Raw genomic sequence first — 16,543 nt, 5'->3', positions numbered from 1 at the left:
ATGGTGCGGAATGTAACGATCCGGTAGCGTCCGCCGATGTGACGGTCATGCGAATAGCGAAATCCAAGATCGGGTCGGCATTTGCGATGGCGGCGCTGGTGGCGTCCGCCGGAGTCGCGGTCAGTCAGGGCACGTCCGCTGCCGATCCCGCCGCTGGGCATCAGGTCCACTACTCGTTGACGGCGGCAGGAGGTGCGGATTTCGATCTCTACTATCTGACGACGCAACCTGCCAATAAGGCGGCCTACAACGCCGACTCCTACGCGTATTTGAAGAAGGAGACCGTCACGCTCGCCCCGGGCGTGCCGTGGACGTTCGACACCACGCTGGCGGACCCGCAATGGGCGATCTTGACCGTGAGCAGCACGACGCACGGGGGTCGGGAGGCGCCGAATCCGCATTGCGAAATCACCGTCGATGGTCAGATCGCGGTGCAGCAGGACGCGCCATACAACTTGCAGTGCCAGCTCGGTCAGTGGTGACGCTCAGCGCTCGCCGCTGAACACGTAGACCCACGCCCGTTCGCCCGAGCGCAGCGGGACCAAGACACGTTGATAGTCGTCGACCTCGTAGTCGTCGGCGGCTGCCAAATCGGCTGTGCTGATTGCGAATACCGCGCCCTCGACGCTGACGGAGTGCGTTCCTTAGGAACACAACAACTCGGTCGGCTCAGCGGTCACCGATCCATTGAATACATGAGTCGGCGCATGCCACTGGGCGTCATGGTGATGCTGACGTTCGGACGTGCCCGGGGCAAACGCCAATCACCAATGGGCGGCGGGACGTTCGCGAACGGGCTGATCGTCTCGCTGCTCTGACAGCCGGACCTACCCAGCTCGAGCGGCCCGCAAAACACTAAGGGCTGGCAAGGGTTTGACCTTGCCAGCCCAAAGTTTTGTTGACGTTCTTAGATCGCGGTGACGCCGGTGGCCTGAGGCCCCTTGGCGCCTTGACCGAGGTCGTACGAAACGCGCTGATTTTCCTCGAGCGAGCGGTAGCCGCTGCCCTGGATCTCGGAGTAGTGGACGAAAACGTCCGGGCTACCATCTTCTGGAGCGATGAAGCCGAAGCCCTTTTCGCTGTTGAACCACTTCACAGTTCCCTGCGGCATATCTAATCTTTACCTGTCATCAAACTTGGATGTTGAGTACACCCACCTGCGGATGCGTCTCACATCCGCCCATGAGCTTACTGCACTAAGCCGTCAATGGAAGCGCATGTGCGAATCACGCATCCTTGACGAATTTATCGAATGTATGTTCGACTGCACTATGCGATGGGATCGCCAGAAGTCCGCCGTCGACGATGGAGCCCTGCCCGGGCTTGCGCGGCTCGGTTTGGTGCGCTCGGTGCGCACGCCTCAGTTCGAGGGAATCACCTTCCACGAGGTGCTGTCCAAGTCGGCGCTCAACAAGGTGCCAGAAGCATCCAATCTTCCATTTCGCTTCACCGTCAACGCTTTTCGCGGGTGCAGCCACGCCTGTCGGTACTGTTTCGCCAGGCCAACTCATGAATACCTGGAGTTCGACTGCGGCGACGACTTCGACACCCAGTTGGTGGTCAAGGTCAACGTCGTGGACGTGCTGCGCCGCGAACTTTCCCGCAGCTCGTGGACCCGCGAGACTGTCGCACTCGGCACAAACACCGATCCGTACCAGCGCGCCGAGGGCCGCTACGCGTTGATGCCGGGAATCATTGGTGCGCTCACGGACTCCGGTACGCCGTTTTCGATCTTGACCAAGGGCACGCTGCTGCGGCGTGACCTTCCACTGATCGCGGAGGCAGCCGAGAAGGTCGACGTCAGCGTCGCGATATCCTTGGCCATCGGCGATGCGGAGTTGCACCGCCGCGTCGAGCCTGGAACCCCGACGCCCGAGGCGCGCCTCGGGTTGATCCATTCCGTGCGGTCGGCGGGCCTTGATTGCCATGTCATGGTCGCTCCCGTGCTGCCACACCTGACCGACTCCACGGCGCAACTCGATGCGCTGCTGGGCCGGATCGCCGCCGCCGGCGCGACTGGCGTCACCGTATTCGGCCTGCACCTGCGTGGCTCGACACGTGGCTGGTTCATGGGTTGGCTCAACCGTGAACATCCGGAACTGATAGGGGAGTACCGCGCGTTGTACCGGCGCGGCGCATACCTGCCGCAGAGCTACCGCGAGCAGCTGAGCGCCCGCGTGGCGCCCCTGATCGCCAAGCACGGCTTGGCGTCCGACAATCGACCATTTGCGATGCGCAGCGCCCCGGCGGTTCAATCCGCCGGGGCGTTGCCGCACACACTTCAACCGATGTTGTTCTAACCGAACCGTGCCCGTCGGCTGGAAGGCGGCTCAGCTCACGGCTTGGCGCACCTGCTCCCGTGCCGCCGCGGCGCGCGTCGTGAAGACCACGTCGTCGTCGATGGGGCCGCGGCGCAACAGCGCCACGTCGCGGACGTAGTTCTGATGCAGCCGCCACGGAAGCCGATCGCCCTGCTTGGGCATCAAGTCCATACTGCGTTGCACATACCCCGACGTCAGGTCGAGGAACGGATGCGCGGCTGCCACGCCGCGCGCGTCGGGGGTGATGACGGCGTAGCCCTCGCGGTCCATGTGCGCGATCAGTCGGCATACGTATTGCGCGATCAGGTCGGCCTTGAGCGTCCAGGAGGCGTTCGTGTAGCCGATGGTCCATGCGAAGTTCGGGACACCGGAGAGCATCATGCCCTTGTAGGACACCGTCTCGGACAGCTCCACCGGGTGACCGTCGACCTGCAGCGTCATCCCGCCGATCGCGAGCATGTTCAATCCGGTGGCGCTGACCACGACGTCGGCGGGGAGCTCGGCTCCTGAGGCCAGCCGGATGCCCGTCTCCGTGAACGTGTCGATCTGGTCGGTAACCACCGAGGCGCGACCTTCTCGAATGGCCGTGAACAGGTCGCCGTCGGGAATCAGGCACATCCGTTGGTCCCACGGGTTGTACGACGGGGCGAAGTGGGTGTCCACGGCATAGTCCACGGGCAGTTGTTTCACCGCGGCCTTGCGCAGCATCGACTTCACCAGCTCCGGGCGGCGACGGCTGAGTTGGAAGATGGCCATCCCCTGGAGGGTGTTCTTCCAGCGCACGATCGCGTAGGCCAACTTCTGCGGCAGCCGGGACCGCAACCGGTCGGCGAGCAGATCCCTGGCCGGCTTGGTCGCGACGTAGCTCGGCGAGCGCTGCAACATCGTCACGTGCGCGGCCGACTCGGCCAAGGTCGGGACCAGCGTCACGGCCGTCGCTCCACTGCCGATGACGACAATCCGCTTGCCGCGGTAGTCCAGTCCTTCCGGCCAGTGCTGGGGGTGGAGGACTGGGCCCGCGAAGCGTTCCACGCCGGGAAACTTCGGGCTGAAGCCCTCGTCGTAGCGGTAGTAGCCCGAGCAGACGTACAGGAACGCGCAGCTCATGGTGACGGTCTGGTCGAGGTCGGTGCGATGCACCTCCACGGTCCAGCGGGCGGCGGCGCTGTCCCAACTCGCTTGCACCACTCGGTGATTCACCCGAATCAGCCGGTTCACGTCGAACTCGCGAGCGGTGTCGTGGATATAGCGCAGGATGCTTGGGCCGTCGGCGATGGCCTTGGGTTCCGTCCACGGCCGGAACCGGTAGCCCAACGTGAACATGTCCGAGTCCGACCTGATCCCCGGATAGCGGAAGAGGTCCCAGGTGCCTCCGATCGCCGCTCGCGCCTCGAGTACGACCACGGACTTGTCCGGGCAGTCCTGATGCAGTTGGCACGCGGCGCCGACACCGGACAGCCCCGCCCCCACGACGAGCACGTCGGTGTACTCGATGGGATCGCTCGTCGACATGGGGCGCACCTCTCGTTCGGACTGCCGGTACGTGTGAGTACCGGTGACGGTACCTGAAAGTACCACTATTGAACGTGTGTGGAAAGAGCCCTTGTGGAGTTCGGTACTGAGACGTACCGTAGGGGCGCGCCGCCATCGAGGAGAAGAACATGGGTGAAGCCACCACCGACCCCGTCCGATTGCCACCCGGACCGCCGATTCCGAAGCTGCTGCAGGGCATCGGCTTCGTGGTCAATCGCGACAAGGCCGTCAGAGCGTTCGGCCGCCGGTACGGGTCGGAGTTCACGCTGAATCTGCCCATTTTCGGCCACGCCGTGGTGATCAGCGACCCCGCACTGATCAAGGACCTCTTCACGACCAGTAACGACCTGATCGCCCGCGCCGGAACGCTCGGGGAGGTGCTGGGCCCCGGGTCGACCTTCAGCCTCGAGGGAGTCCCTCACCGCCAGCGCCGCAAGTTGCTTGTTCCACCGTTTCACGGCAAGCGGATGCAGGGCTACGAGCACATCATCGAAGAAGAAGTGATGCGCGAGCTCGAGACTTGGCCGGAAGGCGAAGAATTCGCGACGCTGCCCTCGATGATGCGGATCACGCTGAACGCGATCCTCCGAACGGTTTTCGGCGCCCAGGGAGAAGCCTTCGAGGAACTGCGGGAGTTGTTGCCGCCGATGGTGTTGCGGGCTTCCCGACTTGCCGTGCTGCCTCCCATCGCGCGGCGGGATTACGGCCCGTGGAGTCCGTGGGGTCGAGTGGAGGCCATGCGCCGGCGCTACGACGCGATCATTGCCGGGTTGATCGCCGACGCACGCAACGATCCAGGCTTCGACGACCGCAACGACGTGCTCGCCTTGATGCTGCGGGCGCGCTACGAGGATGGGTCGCCGATCTCCGACGACCACGTTGCCGACGAGTTGCTCACCCTACTTGCAGCCGGCCACGAGACCACGGCGACGACGTTGGCGTGGGCTGTCGAGCGGCTGCGCAGGCATCCTCGGCTGCTCAACCGACTCGCCGACGAGGTCGACGCCGGGAAATCCGACTTACTGCAGGCGACCATTTTCGAGGTGCAGCGCAGCCGCCCGGTCATCAACGCCACCGCGCGAATGACCAAGACGCGAATCAAGCTGGGGGAGTGGGTGATTCCAGAGCGCCACGCCATTATCGTCGGTATCTCACTGGCACACGCGTCAGATCGTAGTTTCCCCGACGCCGCAACGTTCAACCCCGACCGATTCGTCGGCAGCCCGCCGGACACTCACGCCTGGGTGCCGTTCGGCGGCGGCGTCCGACGTTGCATCGGAGCCGCATTCGCCAACATGGAGATGATGGTCACGCTTCGCACCCTGCTGCGCGAGTTCGAGTTCGGCACCACCTATGCCGCTGGGGAATCGATGCACTCCCGCGGTGTGGCCACTGCACCCGGCCGCGGCGGCCGCGCCGTCGTCCACCGCCGGGCACCGCGTGCCGAGCCGGCCGTGCGTGACGGCGCAGCGCAGGTGTCGGCGTGAGCCCGGGCGGCGAGCATGTAGTCGACGTGGGTCGCGGCATCCAGCTGTGCTACGACGCGTTCGGCGATCCGGCCGATCCGCCGGTCCTGCTGATCCCTGGCTTGGGTCAGCAATTGCATTCCTGGCCTTCAGATTTCGCAGCTGCGCTCGCGGCCCGAGGGCGCCGGGTCGTGCGGTTCGACAACCGGGACGTGGGCCGGTCGACGCACATGGACTATCCAGCGCCGAACCCGATTGCCGTTTTGCGTGGCGGCAACCACCCCCGGCAATACCATCTCGGCGACATGGCCCGTGACACTATCGGCCTGCTCGATGGACTCGGGTATCGCGACGCCCACCTGGTCGGAATCTCCATGGGCGGCATGATCGCTCAAACCGTCGCGGCGCAGTACCCGGGTCGGGTCCGCACGCTGACGTCGCTCATGTCGAACACCGGTGCGCCACGCATCGGACGTCCGGCGCCGTCCACCTGGTGGCGCATGGCAACCGCGCGTCCGCCCCGCAACCGCGCGCAGGCAGTCGACGGCGCGGTGAAGGTCTTCAAGCACATCGGATCCCACGGTTTCCCCTTCGACGAGGGGTGGGTGCGGGAGAAGGCTGGCATCGCTTGGGATCGCGACCCCACCTCGGACGGCGTCACGCGACAACTCGCAGGCGTCTTCGCCTCGGGCGACCGGACCGCCGAAATCGGCGCGATCGAGGTACCGACTCTGGTGATCCACGGCGACCGGGACCGCATGGTCCATCCGACTGGAGGCATCGCCACCGCCCGCGCGATACCGGGGGCGAAGTTCGTCACGATGCCCGGCATGGGACACGACCTTCCCTTCGGTGCGTGGGGACGCATCCTCGACCTGATCGCAGACCACACCGCACCGGCGTCCGTCGCCAATCCCACCTATGAGGAGCAAGCATGAGTAGCTCGGCCAAACACGTAATCAGCGGTCGCACCGCGGTCATCACCGGCGCGGCATCCGGCATCGGTCGTGCACTTGCGCAGCGACTTTCGGCTCACGGTTCGGCGGTCGCCATCGCGGACGTCGACGAGCGCGGCTTGAAGGAGACGGAAGCGTCGTTGTCAGGGCCTACCCTCACCCGGGTGCTCGACGTGCGGGACGCGGACGCGCAGCGCGACTTCGCCAATCAAGTGGCCGGGTGGGCGCCGACTCCGTTGGGGGCCGTGTTCAACAATGCGGGCGTCGCCGTCGCATCGTCGGTGCTCGACAGCGTTCCCGAGGACGACCAGTGGTTGTGGGACATCAACTTCCATGGCGTCGTCCACGGAACCCGGTCGTTCCTGCCGTTGCTCGTCGCACAGGACTCCGGATCGATCGTCAACACGTCGAGCGTGTTCGGATTGGCAGGCATGCCGAACCAGAGTGCCTACTGCTCGGCGAAGTTCGCGGTGCGGGGCTTCACCGATTCGCTTCGCCAGGAGCTACGCGGGACGGGCGTTAGGGCGGTCAACGTGCACCCTGGCGGAATCAACACCAACATTGTGCGCAACGCTCGCTTCCGGAAGGACCCGGAGGGACGTGGCCGAAGCCAGGATCAGATGGCGCAGGAGTTCGCCGCCATCACGATGACTCAACCCGAGAAGGCCGCCGCGATCATCCACCGCGGGGTCGAACAGGGCAAGGCACGCATTCTGGTTGGCCCGGATGCCTATCTGTTCGACACGCTTTCGCGGATCGCGCCGACCCACTACTACGACATCCTCAGCCGATTCGAGTCACGGTTGCGCGGCAAGGCGCGCGCGAGCGCACCGGCTGAGGAAGTCCGCGCGTAGTTCAGTCGCGCTTGCGCTTCACCTGATTGAACGGCACGCCGCGGTCGGCCGCGTGTTCGCGCGGGAAACCAAGCACCCGTTCGCCGATGATGTTGCGCGCGATCTCGGTGGTGCCGCCACCGAGCGACGCCGCCTGCCGCGATAGATACCGGTTGCCGACGCTGAACAGCCCGCTTCCGTCGTCGACCACCGCGTTGGCACCCGTCATCGCCAACGTGGTGTCGAGCTCGCACTGAACGTTCTCGGCATGCGAGATGCGGATGATGGAACCCGCTGCGGGAGGCAGCGTTCCGTCGAGTACGCCGTGGTAGACGTGGTCGATCAGCTGTTCGTGAACGGCGCGGACCACCAAGGCGCGGCCGGCCAGCTCGCGGATGCGCTCGTTGTCTGACGCTCCGAGCTCGGTGACCAGGTCCACGTAATCGACGGCCTGGTCGGTCTTGCCCTCGGCGCCGATGCCACTGGCGAACTCGGATCCGCCGCCCACCGCGCGGCGTTCGTGGTACAGCTGACGCGACGCGACGTTCCACCCGTCGTTGACCTCACCGACGACGGCGTCGTCATCGAGCTCGAGCCCGTCGAAGAACTCCTCGCAGAACTCGTTGCCACCGTCGACTTGTTTGATCCGGCGCATGTCGATGCCCGGGCTGTCGAGCTTGACGAGGAACATCGTTAGGCCCTCGTGCTTCGGCACGTCCCATGTGGTGCGGGCCAGCAGTAGGCCGTAGTCGGCGGCGAACGCGCTGGTGCTCCAGGTCTTCGCGCCGGTGACCACCCATTTGTCGCCCTTGCGGTCGGCGCGGGTGATGACGCTGGCCAGATCGGATCCGCCGCTGGGCTCCGAAAGCAGTTGGACGAGTACCTCTTCGCCGCGGATCGCCGCCGAGATGTGCTGGCGTTTCTGCGCTTCGGATCCGGTGTCCAGAATGGTCGCCGCGCAGATGGTGAACGTGGGCACGTTCAAGATGATCGGCAGTTCGTAGCCGCGGGAGACCTCGTCGAACGCCTTTTTGTAGGCGATCGGCAGGCCGAGGCCGCCGTACTCGACGGGGAAGCAGATACCGGCGAAACCACCGGCGTACAACATCTTCTGCAGTTCCCTGGCGCGGAGCCACGGTCCATCTTCGCCACGGTCCGCGTCCGGCGGGTTCCGAGGATCGGTGGTCGGCATGTGCTCGGCCAGCCAGTTCTTGGCCCGCAGTGCGAACTCCTCGACGGTTTCGGTGGTCGGCCTGGCTGAGGTGGTGTCGGTCATGATGCCGCCCGCTCTGCTTCGGCGTGCGCGTACACCCGCAGGTTGTGCTCCTCCGGTGTTCCGAACATGGAGCGGTACAACGTGACTCGACGGAGAAACAGGTGCAGATCGTGTTCCCACGTGACGCCGATTCCGCCATGCAGTTGAATGCACTGTTGCAGCATGGGCGCCGCGTGTTCACCGATGTAGGACTTCGCGACACTGGCCAGCAGGTCGGCGTCGGTCGCGCGGGCACCCACTGCGGCGACTGAGGCCCGCGAGGTAGCCCGGCAGGCCTCCAACCAGATCTTCATGTCGGCGAAGCGGTGCTTGAGCGCCTGGTACGACGCCAGCGGCCGTCCGAAGGAGTACCGGTCCAACGCCCACTGGATCGTGAAGTTCATGACGGTGTCGAGCACACCGACTACCTCGGCGCACTGCAGCACCTGGGCAACCTGCGCCTGGCGTGCGATGAGCGCCGCCGTCTGGTCGGCCGAGCCAACCGCGGCATCGGCGCCTACCTCGACGCCGTCGAAGATCACTCGGGCATAACGCTTTACCAGGTCGACCGACTGCTGCGCCTCGACCGTCACGCCTGGCGCATCCGCGGGGACGAGGAACTGCCGCAGTTCGTCGCCGCACCGGGCGACCACGAGGAAGACGTCACTCTCGGACCCGGCCTCGACGCGATCCTTGGCACCGTCGATCCGGAACCCGCCGTCGGCAGGCGTTGCGGTGACCGTCGACTCCAGAGGTGACCAGCCGCACTTGGGCTCGTAGACGGCCCACGACGCGATGAGCTCGCCCGCGACCAACGCTTCGATGGTGTCCGAGTGTGCCCCTGCATTGTCGGCATCCACCAGTCCGGCCAGCACCGTGTTCACCGGATGCAGCGGGCCCGGTGCGACGGTCCGGCCGATCAACTCGGCGATCAACGCGAGATCGCCGACGCCGTCGCCGGAGACGCTGCCGCCGCCGAGTTCCTCAGGCACCAGCATGCTGGCCCAGCCGAGTTCGGCGGCGCGCCGCCACCAGTCCCGTTCGAAAGACTTGCCGGAGGCGTGCAATTCGCGGACCCGACTCAGGGCGGCTTCCTTCTCGAGGAATGCCTGGGCGGTCGAGGCGAAGAGCATCCGTTCTGGGTTTGCGACGTCGGTCATGAGCTCGGTTCAGCCTCTTGGGTTGTGGAGTTGCCGGTTGTGGAGTTACCGCCGCGGCGGGCTCACCGGCAGGATTCCGGCGCGCCCGCCGCAGCGGTATGAGCGATCAGGTAAGGACGAGCGCGGGCACGTCGGGCTTGTGCACGATCTTGTTCTCGACCTTGAAGAGGTCGATCATGTTGCCGCCCATCACTCTCCGTTGGCCCTCCTCATCGAGGCCCTGAAGGTCGTCGACGAGGGTGATCGGGTCGGACATGCCTTCCGGGTGCGGCCAGTCGGATCCGAAGATGATCCGGTCGACGCCGCACAGGTCGGCCATCTCAGCGAAGTCGTCCTCCCAGAACGGTGCGACGTACACACCGCGCTTGAACGACACGATCGGGTCCTCGAGGAACTCCTGCGGCATCTTCGAGTAGACGTCCTTGAACTGCTTGAAAAGGGTGGGCACCCACGATGCGCCGTTCTCGACCGAGAGGATGCGCAGCTCGGGGTTGCGGGTCAGCGCGCCGTGGCACACCAGCGCCGCCATGGTGTCCTCGATGGGCCGCTTGCCCATCGCGACCATCCGGAACGACGTCGGCGAGAACGGCTTGAACTCGCTGGCTGGCTCCCAGTCGTTCAGGTACTCGGAGTAACCCGAATCCGAAGCGTGCATCGACACGGGAATGCCCGCCTTGACGCAGGCGTCCCAGAACGGGTCGAACTCTTCGACACCCATGGAGCGACTCCCGCGGTAGCCGGGCACCGGTGCGGGCCGGACCAGGACGGTCTTGGCGCCCCGATCGAGGCACCACTCGAGTTCCTCGAGGGCACGATCGACGTTGGCCAGGTTGATGACCGGGGTGGAGAAGATGCGGTCCTCGTAGTTGAACTGCCAGGTCTCGTACATCCACTGGTTCAGTCCGTGCACGATGTCGAGGATCAGGTCGGGATCGTCCTTGAGGCGCTCCTCGACCAGGCTGGCCAGCGTCGGGAACATCAGCGTGTAGTCCAGGCCGAGGCTGTCGAGCACCTCGAGGCGCGCCGCGGGATCACGGAAGGCGGGGATGGCCTTCATCGGCTTACCCATCACCTCGCGGAAGCTCTTGCCGCCGCTGCCGTGCCGGAAGTAGTCCTCTTGGGCGCCGGGTCGGGCGACCACCTCGAACGTCGGGTTCGGAATGTAGTCGCTGACCTGGTTGCGGACCATGATCTTGGTGCGGCCGCGGACGTCGATGTAGTCGATGACGCCCTTGCGGTGATCGGGCAAGAACTGAGTGAGCGCTTCCTTGGGCTCGTAGAAGTGGTTGTCGGCATCGAACACCGGATATGGAAGCTCGCGGCTGGGCATTTCCGCCTCCTGAAGGTCTTGTTCTGGTGAAGTGGTAATGACGTTACCACGTCGGGACCAGCGCCGATACCACCCCGGCCGAAACGGCGTGCGGCGTGCTGTCGGTGCTGGTCAGTGGGCTGCGGGGGTTACTTGCGCAGCGTGCGAAGGCAGAAGTCCTTGATGTGGCCCGACTCAAGGGGCACGTCGTTGAGTTCGGCGCCAAGCACGCGAAGGCGCATCGCGCCCATCGAGGACTGCATGATCAGCGTCGCCGTGGGGGCGACGTCCAAGTCGGGTGCGAAGACGTCCTCGGCAATGCCGCGCTTGATGATGTCCTTGATGAGCTCGTGCACCGGGGAGAGCACCCGCGCGTACTCGCGCGGCAACGACTCGGCGAGATGGTCGTTGTAGAAGGTCAACCCGCGGTTGATGCTGTCCTGGGTGGTCGAAGACGCTGGGGCGCTTACCCGATCGATCAGATGGCTCAGTGCCGCGGCGGCGTCGAGGCTGTCGGTCTCCTCGCGCCACTTGAGCGTCGACTCACTCATGATCCGGTCGATGAGCGCCAGCAGAAGTTCGTCCTTAGTCGAGAAGTGCTGATAGAACGACCGGAGTGAGGTCTTCGACCGTTCCACCACCTCGAGCACGGTGAAGTCGGTGCGACCGGTCTCGCCGAGGATCGCCAACGCCGATCGCATGAACCGCTTATCCCGTGGCTCCTCTTCGCCGGCGCCGGCGTCCGCCGCACCGGTCGAGGGACGGGCGCTCGACTTGGCCATGAGAATGACGTTACCGTCTTGGTCGAGCCAGCGGTGTCGTTGCGGCCAAGGTGTCGCTCGCATGGGCGCCCCGACTGGTCCGTCAGCGTTGATACGAGAGATGGAGTCACCATGACCACGGAGTCCGATCAGGCCCAATGGACCGTCGAGCGATTGCTAGACCTGTTCGACGTCGAGCCGGCAGGGGACGGCGCATTCGTCGGGCGGACCGGTATCGCAGGAGCCGACGAACGTCAGGTGGTCGAGGGGACCCAGGTGCTCGCCCAGGCCATCGTCGCCGTGGCCAAACGTTTTCCGGAGAAGTCAGTCCGCTCGGTTTACGCGGTGTTCGCCCGCGCGGTCGTCGTCGGTCCGCCGGTCGAATTCGCGATCGACGTGGTCGCCGAAGGTCGTTCGACGGCAACGGCCGTCGTCAATGTGACACAGAACGGCAAACGCTGCATCACCGTCACGGCGTTCACCGACGTTCCGTCCGGCGACGTGATCCGCCACCATCTTCCACGGCCGGACGTCGCTGCGCCCGCGGACGCCATCCACTCGGAGATGCCGATGGTCGGGCGCCAGCTCAGGCTCGTCGACGTCGCGGACGTCAACAGCCCCGACGAGGTTGGGCCGCCCGAGTTGTTCGCCTGGCTGCACTACGACCCCATTCCTGCGCGGGCCGACCTGGCGAAGGCGCTCGTCGCGTACTTCACTGGGCACCTTGGGATTTCGACCACGATGCGGGCACACGAAGGCATCGGTACCGCCCAAGCGCACCTCACGGTTTCGACGGCACCGATGACGATCTCGGTCAGCTTTCACGAGCCGTTCGGCTGGGGCGGCTGGATTCTGTACTCGCACGAGAGCACTCAGGTGGGCGCAGGCATGTCATATGTTCGCGGCGCGGTGCACACCGAGGAGGGCGAACTCATCGCGTCGTTCGCCCAAGATGCACTGATCCGCCCGCTACGGACCACCGACACGGCAATCGGAGCGGAATCCCGCCTCTAGATCTTGAGGTAGCCCTTGTCGGCCGGAATCTGAGCAGCGGTCACGAGCGACGAGGAGTCGCTGGCCAGCCAGAGCACGATGTCGGAGACGAGGTCGGGCGCTGCCAGCGAGTCCGTCGGCAACGCGCCGGGGGAGAAGCTGTGGATGTAGGTCTGATGGTCGGCGAACATCTGATACATCGACAGGTCGTTGCCCATCGGGGTGTCGGTGCCATACGGGTGGACGGAGTTGACTCGAATTCCGAACTCGCCCAACTCGACTGCCAGCGAGTTGGTCAATGCGACCACTCCGAACTTGCTCGCGCAGTAATGCCCGCAGCCCGGCACGGCCTTGATGCCCGCGGCCGAGCTGATGTTGATGATCGACCCCCCGTTGCCAGCCTCGATCATCGGCGGCACCACGGCCTTGATGGTGTGCCACACGCCGGTCAGGTTGGTGTCCAGGGTGTCCTGCCACTGTTGCTCTGAAATCTCCCACAGCCGGCCCCAATTGAGCACCCCGGCGTTGGCGACGACGACGTCGAGGCGGCCGAACTGTTCGACGGCCTCGGCGACGACCCGCTGCTGACCTTCGAGATCGCGGACGTCGACTTCCTTGGCGAGGATCTTGCGCCCCTCGCTCTCGACCAGTCGTACGGTTTCGCCGAGGTCCTCGGGCGTCGATGGCGCGTAGCCGTTGCTGTCTGCGACCGGGCCGCAGGCGTCGATGGCGACCACGTCAGCGCCCGCCCTGGCCAGTCGCACACAATGCGAGCGGCCTTGTCCGCGTGCGGCTCCCGTGACATAGGCGACGCGTCCGGCGAGTGGCTTGTCTGTGGTCTCGGCGGCGCTCATGCGGAGGTGCTCCTCAATGGGTGACGTCCCATGCGTGGTGAACGATGTCGTGCAGGTGATAGCGCGCGATCGAGGTGATGGTGAATTCGCTACCGTTGCTACGTAGTCCGCGCCGTGGCCATGCGTCGGCCGGTACGCGGGCGTAAGTGTCAGCGATGGCGTTCGCGGCCTGCGATAGTTCGCCCGCGACCGTCGTCGGATCCTGCGATCCATAGTCGTCGGCCGCCGCAGTCTGGTCCTGGTCCCAGTTGGGAAACGTCGGGACCTCTTCGGCGAGCATCAGTTCCACGCGGTGGTTGAAGATGCGGTGAACGTCGCGAACGTGGCAGCCGTATTCGAGGGTCGACCAGACGCTGGGCGTGGGGCGGATGGCGACCCCTGGCCTCTGCAGCCGGGTGACCCAGTCGGTCGCGTCTCGACGAAGGTGTTCCCCGACATCCGTGGGATGCACCCGCGCCCCGTCGTAACCGCATTGGGGACACGGGCGACTCAACACCCAGGTCCAGTCCTTGCCGTCGGGCGTGATGGCGTCATCCGGCGTCATCGCGGTGCGGCGGCGGTCATTACTCGTGGAGGTCCTGAGCGGAGAAGGTGTCGCACTGGTTCGCGTCACCTGTCTTGTAGCCCTGGGTGAACCAGTACTGGCGCGCATTCGACGAACCGTGGGTCCACGACTCCGGATTGACCCGGCCAGTCGACGTCTTCTGGATGCGATCATCACCGACCGACGAAGCTGCCGAGAGCGCATCGTTGATGTCCTTGTCGGACAGCGGTTCCAGGAATGGCACGTCCGAACCTGCCTGCTTCGTAATCGCGGCGTAGTGCGCCCACACGCCGGCATAGCAGTCGGCTTGCAGCTCGGTTCGCACCCCGTTGCCCTGCGACCCGGTAGCACCCTGCTGCGCCCGGCCGAGCGTGCCCATCAGATCCTGTACGTGGTGTCCGAATTCGTGGGCTACCACGTACTCCTGCGCGAACGGGCCACCGCTGGAGCCGAATTGGTCGACCAGCACCTGGAAGAAGGAGGTGTCGAAGTACGCGGTCTTGTCTACCGGGCAGTAGAACGGACCCACGTCGGTGGTCGCAGGCCCGCATCCGGTGTTCACCTGCTGACTGAACAACCGCACCTTGGGTCGGGTGTAGCCCTTCAGTAGTTGTGACCACACCCCGTCCACCGAGTTACCGGTCGCGATGACCCGGCAGTCGACGTTGGTGTTGGCGTCCTTGCCCGTCTTGCACTGGCTCACGTCGAATCCGGGTGCGTCGACGTTTTGGGTGTCGTACTGGTTGACGCTGCCGCCCTGCGGCAGCACCGAGCCGGGGTCGACGCCGAGGAAGAGCGCCACGACGACGATGAGCAGGCCGCCGATGCCGCCGCCGACCGCAATGCCCCGGCCACCGCCTCCGCCGCCACCACCGCTCGTCGACGTGGTGCTGGTGTCGATCTGCATACCTTCGTTGAAGGTCATCCCACGGGTCCTTTCGCAGCGATCGGCCGTCCAGCCGCGTAACTCAGACACCCCCGTTGGGAATGCTTGGCGCCAGCCGCGTTCAGCTTCCCACACTACGATTCAGCCGGTGGGCGCCCTGAAAGAAACTGCCGAACTTTCGACCATCGTTCAGACTGCGGCCGGACTTCTGCGAGGTACCACCGAAGGTGGTGTGAACGTCTGGCGCGGGGTCGCCTACGCCGAGCAACCAGTGGACGGCCGCCGATTTCTGGCGCCTACCCCGCTGGAGCCGTGGTCCGATGTCCGCGATGCCGTCGAGCACGGGCCGCTGCCTCCGCAGGGCCGGTCGTTCGTCGGCGGCGGCCGCGACGACCCGAAGATCCGTGATGAGGCGTGCCTGACCGTGACGGTATGGTCGCCCGACGTCACGGGGGCGTTGCCCGTCATGGTGTGGATTCCTGGTGGGGCATTCGTCTATGGCGCGGGGCAGTTGCAGCTGTACAACGGTTCGAGGCTGGCGGCCAACGGCAACGTGGTGGTGGTCAACGTGACCTACCGGCTCGGCGTATTCGGCGGATTCGAACTAGGAGACCTCGGCCCGGGATTCGACGACAACCTTTGTCTGCGGGACCAACTCGCTGCGCTGGCCTGGGTGCGCGACAACATCGCGGCCTTCGGTGGGGACCCAGATCAGGTCACGGTGTTCGGCGAGTCAGCTGGTGCGACATCGGTGTTGGCGCTGCTGGCCAGTCCGGCCGCCGACGGACTGTTCGGCCGGGCGATCGCCCAGAGCCCGGCGCTGCCGCTGATCGCCGACCGTGAGACGCGGGCCAGGCAGGCGCACCGGTTCGTCGAGCAACTCGGCGTCGGTGTCGGCGAGCTCAAGCTGCTACCGCAGCGGGCCTTGCGTCGGGCGGCGGGGATGCTGCAAGCGGAGAGCGCGGCCAACACTCCGGTGCTTGCGTTCGGGCTCACCCACGGCGTCGATCTTCTGCCGCACCACCCGATCGAGGCGGCCAGGGCAGGCGCGGTGTCCGGCGTGCCGCTGATCGTCGGCACCAACAGCCACGAGGCGTCGATGTTCGCGTGGGTCAAGCCGCCGATGCTGCCGACCACCCGGGAGACCGTCGACGCCTACTTCGACCGCACGGCGCCGGAAGCCAAGCAGCGCGTGCTGGCGGCCTATCCGGATCATCCACGCCGACGCGCCCTCGTCGCCATCGGCTCGGACGCGATGTTCGGCGCCCCGGCGTGGGCGTTCGCCGACGCGTACAGCGGGCACGCCCCGACCTATGCGTATCGCTTCGACCACACCACGTGGACGCTTCGGGTGCTGGGGCTCGGCGCCACGCACGGCAGCGAGATCGTCCACATCCAGCACAGCTACTCGTCGTATCTGGGCCGCAAGCTGCATCCGCTGGGTCGTCGCGTGCAGCCGCGGGTCGGCAGGCGCATGCAGCGCACCTGGTTGAACTTCGCCACCGGCGAGTTCGGGCCGGAAGACGAAGCGTGGCCGCGCTACGAAACCGAACATCGCCGCACCCGCGTCATCCGTTCGACGCGTGACGACACCGTCGCCGACCCGGACGGGGTCAGACGTTCGGCGTGGGAGGGTTTGTACTGACTTCGAGCGAGAAGCGGAGCGGATCGC

General features: G+C 65.6%; 17 protein-coding genes and 1 pseudogene. 8 read left to right on the top strand and 10 right to left on the bottom strand.

Going from position 1 to position 16,543, the window contains the following annotated elements; genetic code table 11:
- The first annotated feature begins 47 nt into the window (after window positions 1-47).
- Window positions 48-482 (top strand): hypothetical protein, encoded by a 435-nt coding sequence (locus tag SLQ30_RS01635; protein WP_319445572.1) that lies wholly within the window; start codon window positions 48-50, stop codon window positions 480-482.
- 3 nt (window positions 483-485) lie between these two features.
- On the opposite strand, the pseudogene SLQ30_RS01630 reads toward SLQ30_RS01635, so the two are convergent.
- Window positions 486-626: pseudogene (locus SLQ30_RS01630) on the bottom strand (gamma-glutamylcyclotransferase); the annotation flags it as partial.
- 69 nt (window positions 627-695) lie between these two features.
- Between SLQ30_RS01630 and SLQ30_RS01625 the strand changes: the two are divergent.
- On the top strand, window positions 696-818 hold the full coding sequence (locus tag SLQ30_RS01625) for a hypothetical protein (protein ID WP_319445096.1): 123 nt from the start codon (window positions 696-698) through the stop codon (window positions 816-818).
- An 89-nt stretch (window positions 819-907) separates the two neighbouring features.
- Here the strand turns inward: SLQ30_RS01625 and SLQ30_RS01620 are convergent, their stop codons facing one another.
- Complete coding sequence (locus tag SLQ30_RS01620; RefSeq protein WP_319445095.1) at window positions 908-1,111, bottom strand: cold-shock protein; 204 nt, start codon at window positions 1,109-1,111, stop codon at window positions 908-910.
- Window positions 1,112-1,271: 160 nt separating this feature from the next.
- On the opposite strand from SLQ30_RS01620, the gene SLQ30_RS01615 reads away from it, so the two are divergent.
- Window positions 1,272-2,300 (top strand): Rv2578c family radical SAM protein, encoded by a 1,029-nt coding sequence (locus SLQ30_RS01615; protein WP_319445571.1) that lies wholly within the window; start codon window positions 1,272-1,274, stop codon window positions 2,298-2,300.
- A gap of 30 nt (window positions 2,301-2,330) precedes the next feature.
- Here the strand turns inward: SLQ30_RS01615 and SLQ30_RS01610 are convergent, their stop codons facing one another.
- On the bottom strand, window positions 2,331-3,833 hold the full coding sequence (locus tag SLQ30_RS01610) for an NAD(P)/FAD-dependent oxidoreductase (RefSeq protein ID WP_319445094.1): 1,503 nt from the start codon (window positions 3,831-3,833) through the stop codon (window positions 2,331-2,333).
- Between the two features lie 149 nt (window positions 3,834-3,982).
- On the opposite strand from SLQ30_RS01610, the gene SLQ30_RS01605 reads away from it, so the two are divergent.
- Genes SLQ30_RS01605 through SLQ30_RS01595 form a run of 3 tightly spaced genes read left to right on the top strand, consistent with a single transcriptional unit; the run spans window position 3,983 to window position 7,130 of the window.
- The gene (locus SLQ30_RS01605) at window positions 3,983-5,341 is read left to right on the top strand and encodes a cytochrome P450 (protein WP_319445093.1); all 1,359 of its coding nucleotides are present in this window, start codon (window positions 3,983-3,985) and stop codon (window positions 5,339-5,341) included.
- The gene (locus SLQ30_RS01600; protein ID WP_319445092.1) at window positions 5,338-6,258 is read left to right on the top strand and encodes an alpha/beta hydrolase; all 921 of its coding nucleotides are present in this window, start codon (window positions 5,338-5,340) and stop codon (window positions 6,256-6,258) included. Before SLQ30_RS01605 ends, SLQ30_RS01600 begins: the two co-directional genes overlap by 4 nt.
- Entirely contained in the window at window positions 6,255-7,130 is an 876-nt protein-coding gene (locus SLQ30_RS01595) for an SDR family oxidoreductase (protein ID WP_319445091.1), read from the top strand. The genes SLQ30_RS01600 and SLQ30_RS01595 overlap by 4 nt, the downstream gene beginning before the upstream one ends.
- 1 nt (window position 7,131) lies before the next feature.
- Here the strand turns inward: SLQ30_RS01595 and SLQ30_RS01590 are convergent, their stop codons facing one another.
- From SLQ30_RS01590 to SLQ30_RS01575, 4 genes are all read right to left on the bottom strand, one after another.
- Window positions 7,132-8,385 carry an acyl-CoA dehydrogenase family protein gene (locus SLQ30_RS01590; protein WP_319445090.1) on the bottom strand — a complete coding sequence of 418 codons (1,254 nt, stop codon included), beginning with the start codon at window positions 8,383-8,385 and terminating at the stop codon, window positions 7,132-7,134.
- Complete coding sequence (locus SLQ30_RS01585; RefSeq protein WP_319445089.1) at window positions 8,382-9,524, bottom strand: acyl-CoA dehydrogenase family protein; 1,143 nt, start codon at window positions 9,522-9,524, stop codon at window positions 8,382-8,384. Before SLQ30_RS01585 ends, SLQ30_RS01590 begins: the two co-directional genes overlap by 4 nt.
- Window positions 9,525-9,630: 106 nt before the next feature.
- Window positions 9,631-10,854, bottom strand: a complete 1,224-nt coding sequence (locus SLQ30_RS01580) for an amidohydrolase family protein (protein ID WP_319445088.1) — start codon at window positions 10,852-10,854, stop codon at window positions 9,631-9,633.
- A gap of 128 nt (window positions 10,855-10,982) precedes the next feature.
- Window positions 10,983-11,615: a TetR/AcrR family transcriptional regulator gene (locus tag SLQ30_RS01575; protein ID WP_319445087.1), complete on the bottom strand. Its 633-nt coding sequence runs from the start codon at window positions 11,613-11,615 to the stop codon at window positions 10,983-10,985.
- A 111-nt stretch (window positions 11,616-11,726) separates the two neighbouring features.
- Between SLQ30_RS01575 and SLQ30_RS01570 the strand changes: the two genes are divergently transcribed.
- Window positions 11,727-12,608 carry an acyl-CoA thioesterase gene (locus SLQ30_RS01570; protein ID WP_319445086.1) on the top strand — a complete coding sequence of 294 codons (882 nt, stop codon included), beginning with the start codon at window positions 11,727-11,729 and terminating at the stop codon, window positions 12,606-12,608.
- Here SLQ30_RS01570 and SLQ30_RS01565 read toward each other — a convergent pair.
- The 3 genes from SLQ30_RS01565 to SLQ30_RS01555 are packed head-to-tail and all read right to left on the bottom strand — an operon-like array spanning window position 12,605 to window position 14,910.
- Complete coding sequence (locus tag SLQ30_RS01565) at window positions 12,605-13,441, bottom strand: mycofactocin-coupled SDR family oxidoreductase (RefSeq protein ID WP_319445085.1); 837 nt, start codon at window positions 13,439-13,441, stop codon at window positions 12,605-12,607. The two genes, SLQ30_RS01570 and SLQ30_RS01565, sit on opposite strands and share 4 nt — an antisense overlap.
- 13 nt (window positions 13,442-13,454) lie before the next feature.
- Window positions 13,455-13,985, bottom strand: a complete 531-nt coding sequence (locus SLQ30_RS01560; RefSeq protein ID WP_319445084.1) for a DinB family protein — start codon at window positions 13,983-13,985, stop codon at window positions 13,455-13,457.
- 19 nt (window positions 13,986-14,004) lie between these two features.
- Entirely contained in the window at window positions 14,005-14,910 is a 906-nt protein-coding gene (locus SLQ30_RS01555) for a neutral zinc metallopeptidase (RefSeq protein ID WP_319445083.1), read from the bottom strand.
- A gap of 109 nt (window positions 14,911-15,019) precedes the next feature.
- Between SLQ30_RS01555 and SLQ30_RS01550 the strand changes: the two genes are divergently transcribed.
- Window positions 15,020-16,516: a carboxylesterase/lipase family protein gene (locus tag SLQ30_RS01550; protein ID WP_413467894.1), complete on the top strand. Its 1,497-nt coding sequence runs from the start codon at window positions 15,020-15,022 to the stop codon at window positions 16,514-16,516.
- The last annotated feature ends 27 nt before the right edge of the window (window positions 16,517-16,543 follow it).

Source organism: Mycobacterium sp. RTGN4 (genome assembly GCF_033804635.1).
In the GTDB taxonomy this organism is placed as follows: domain Bacteria; phylum Actinomycetota; class Actinomycetes; order Mycobacteriales; family Mycobacteriaceae; genus Mycobacterium.
This window is presented reverse-complemented; position numbering and strand designations above follow the sequence as displayed.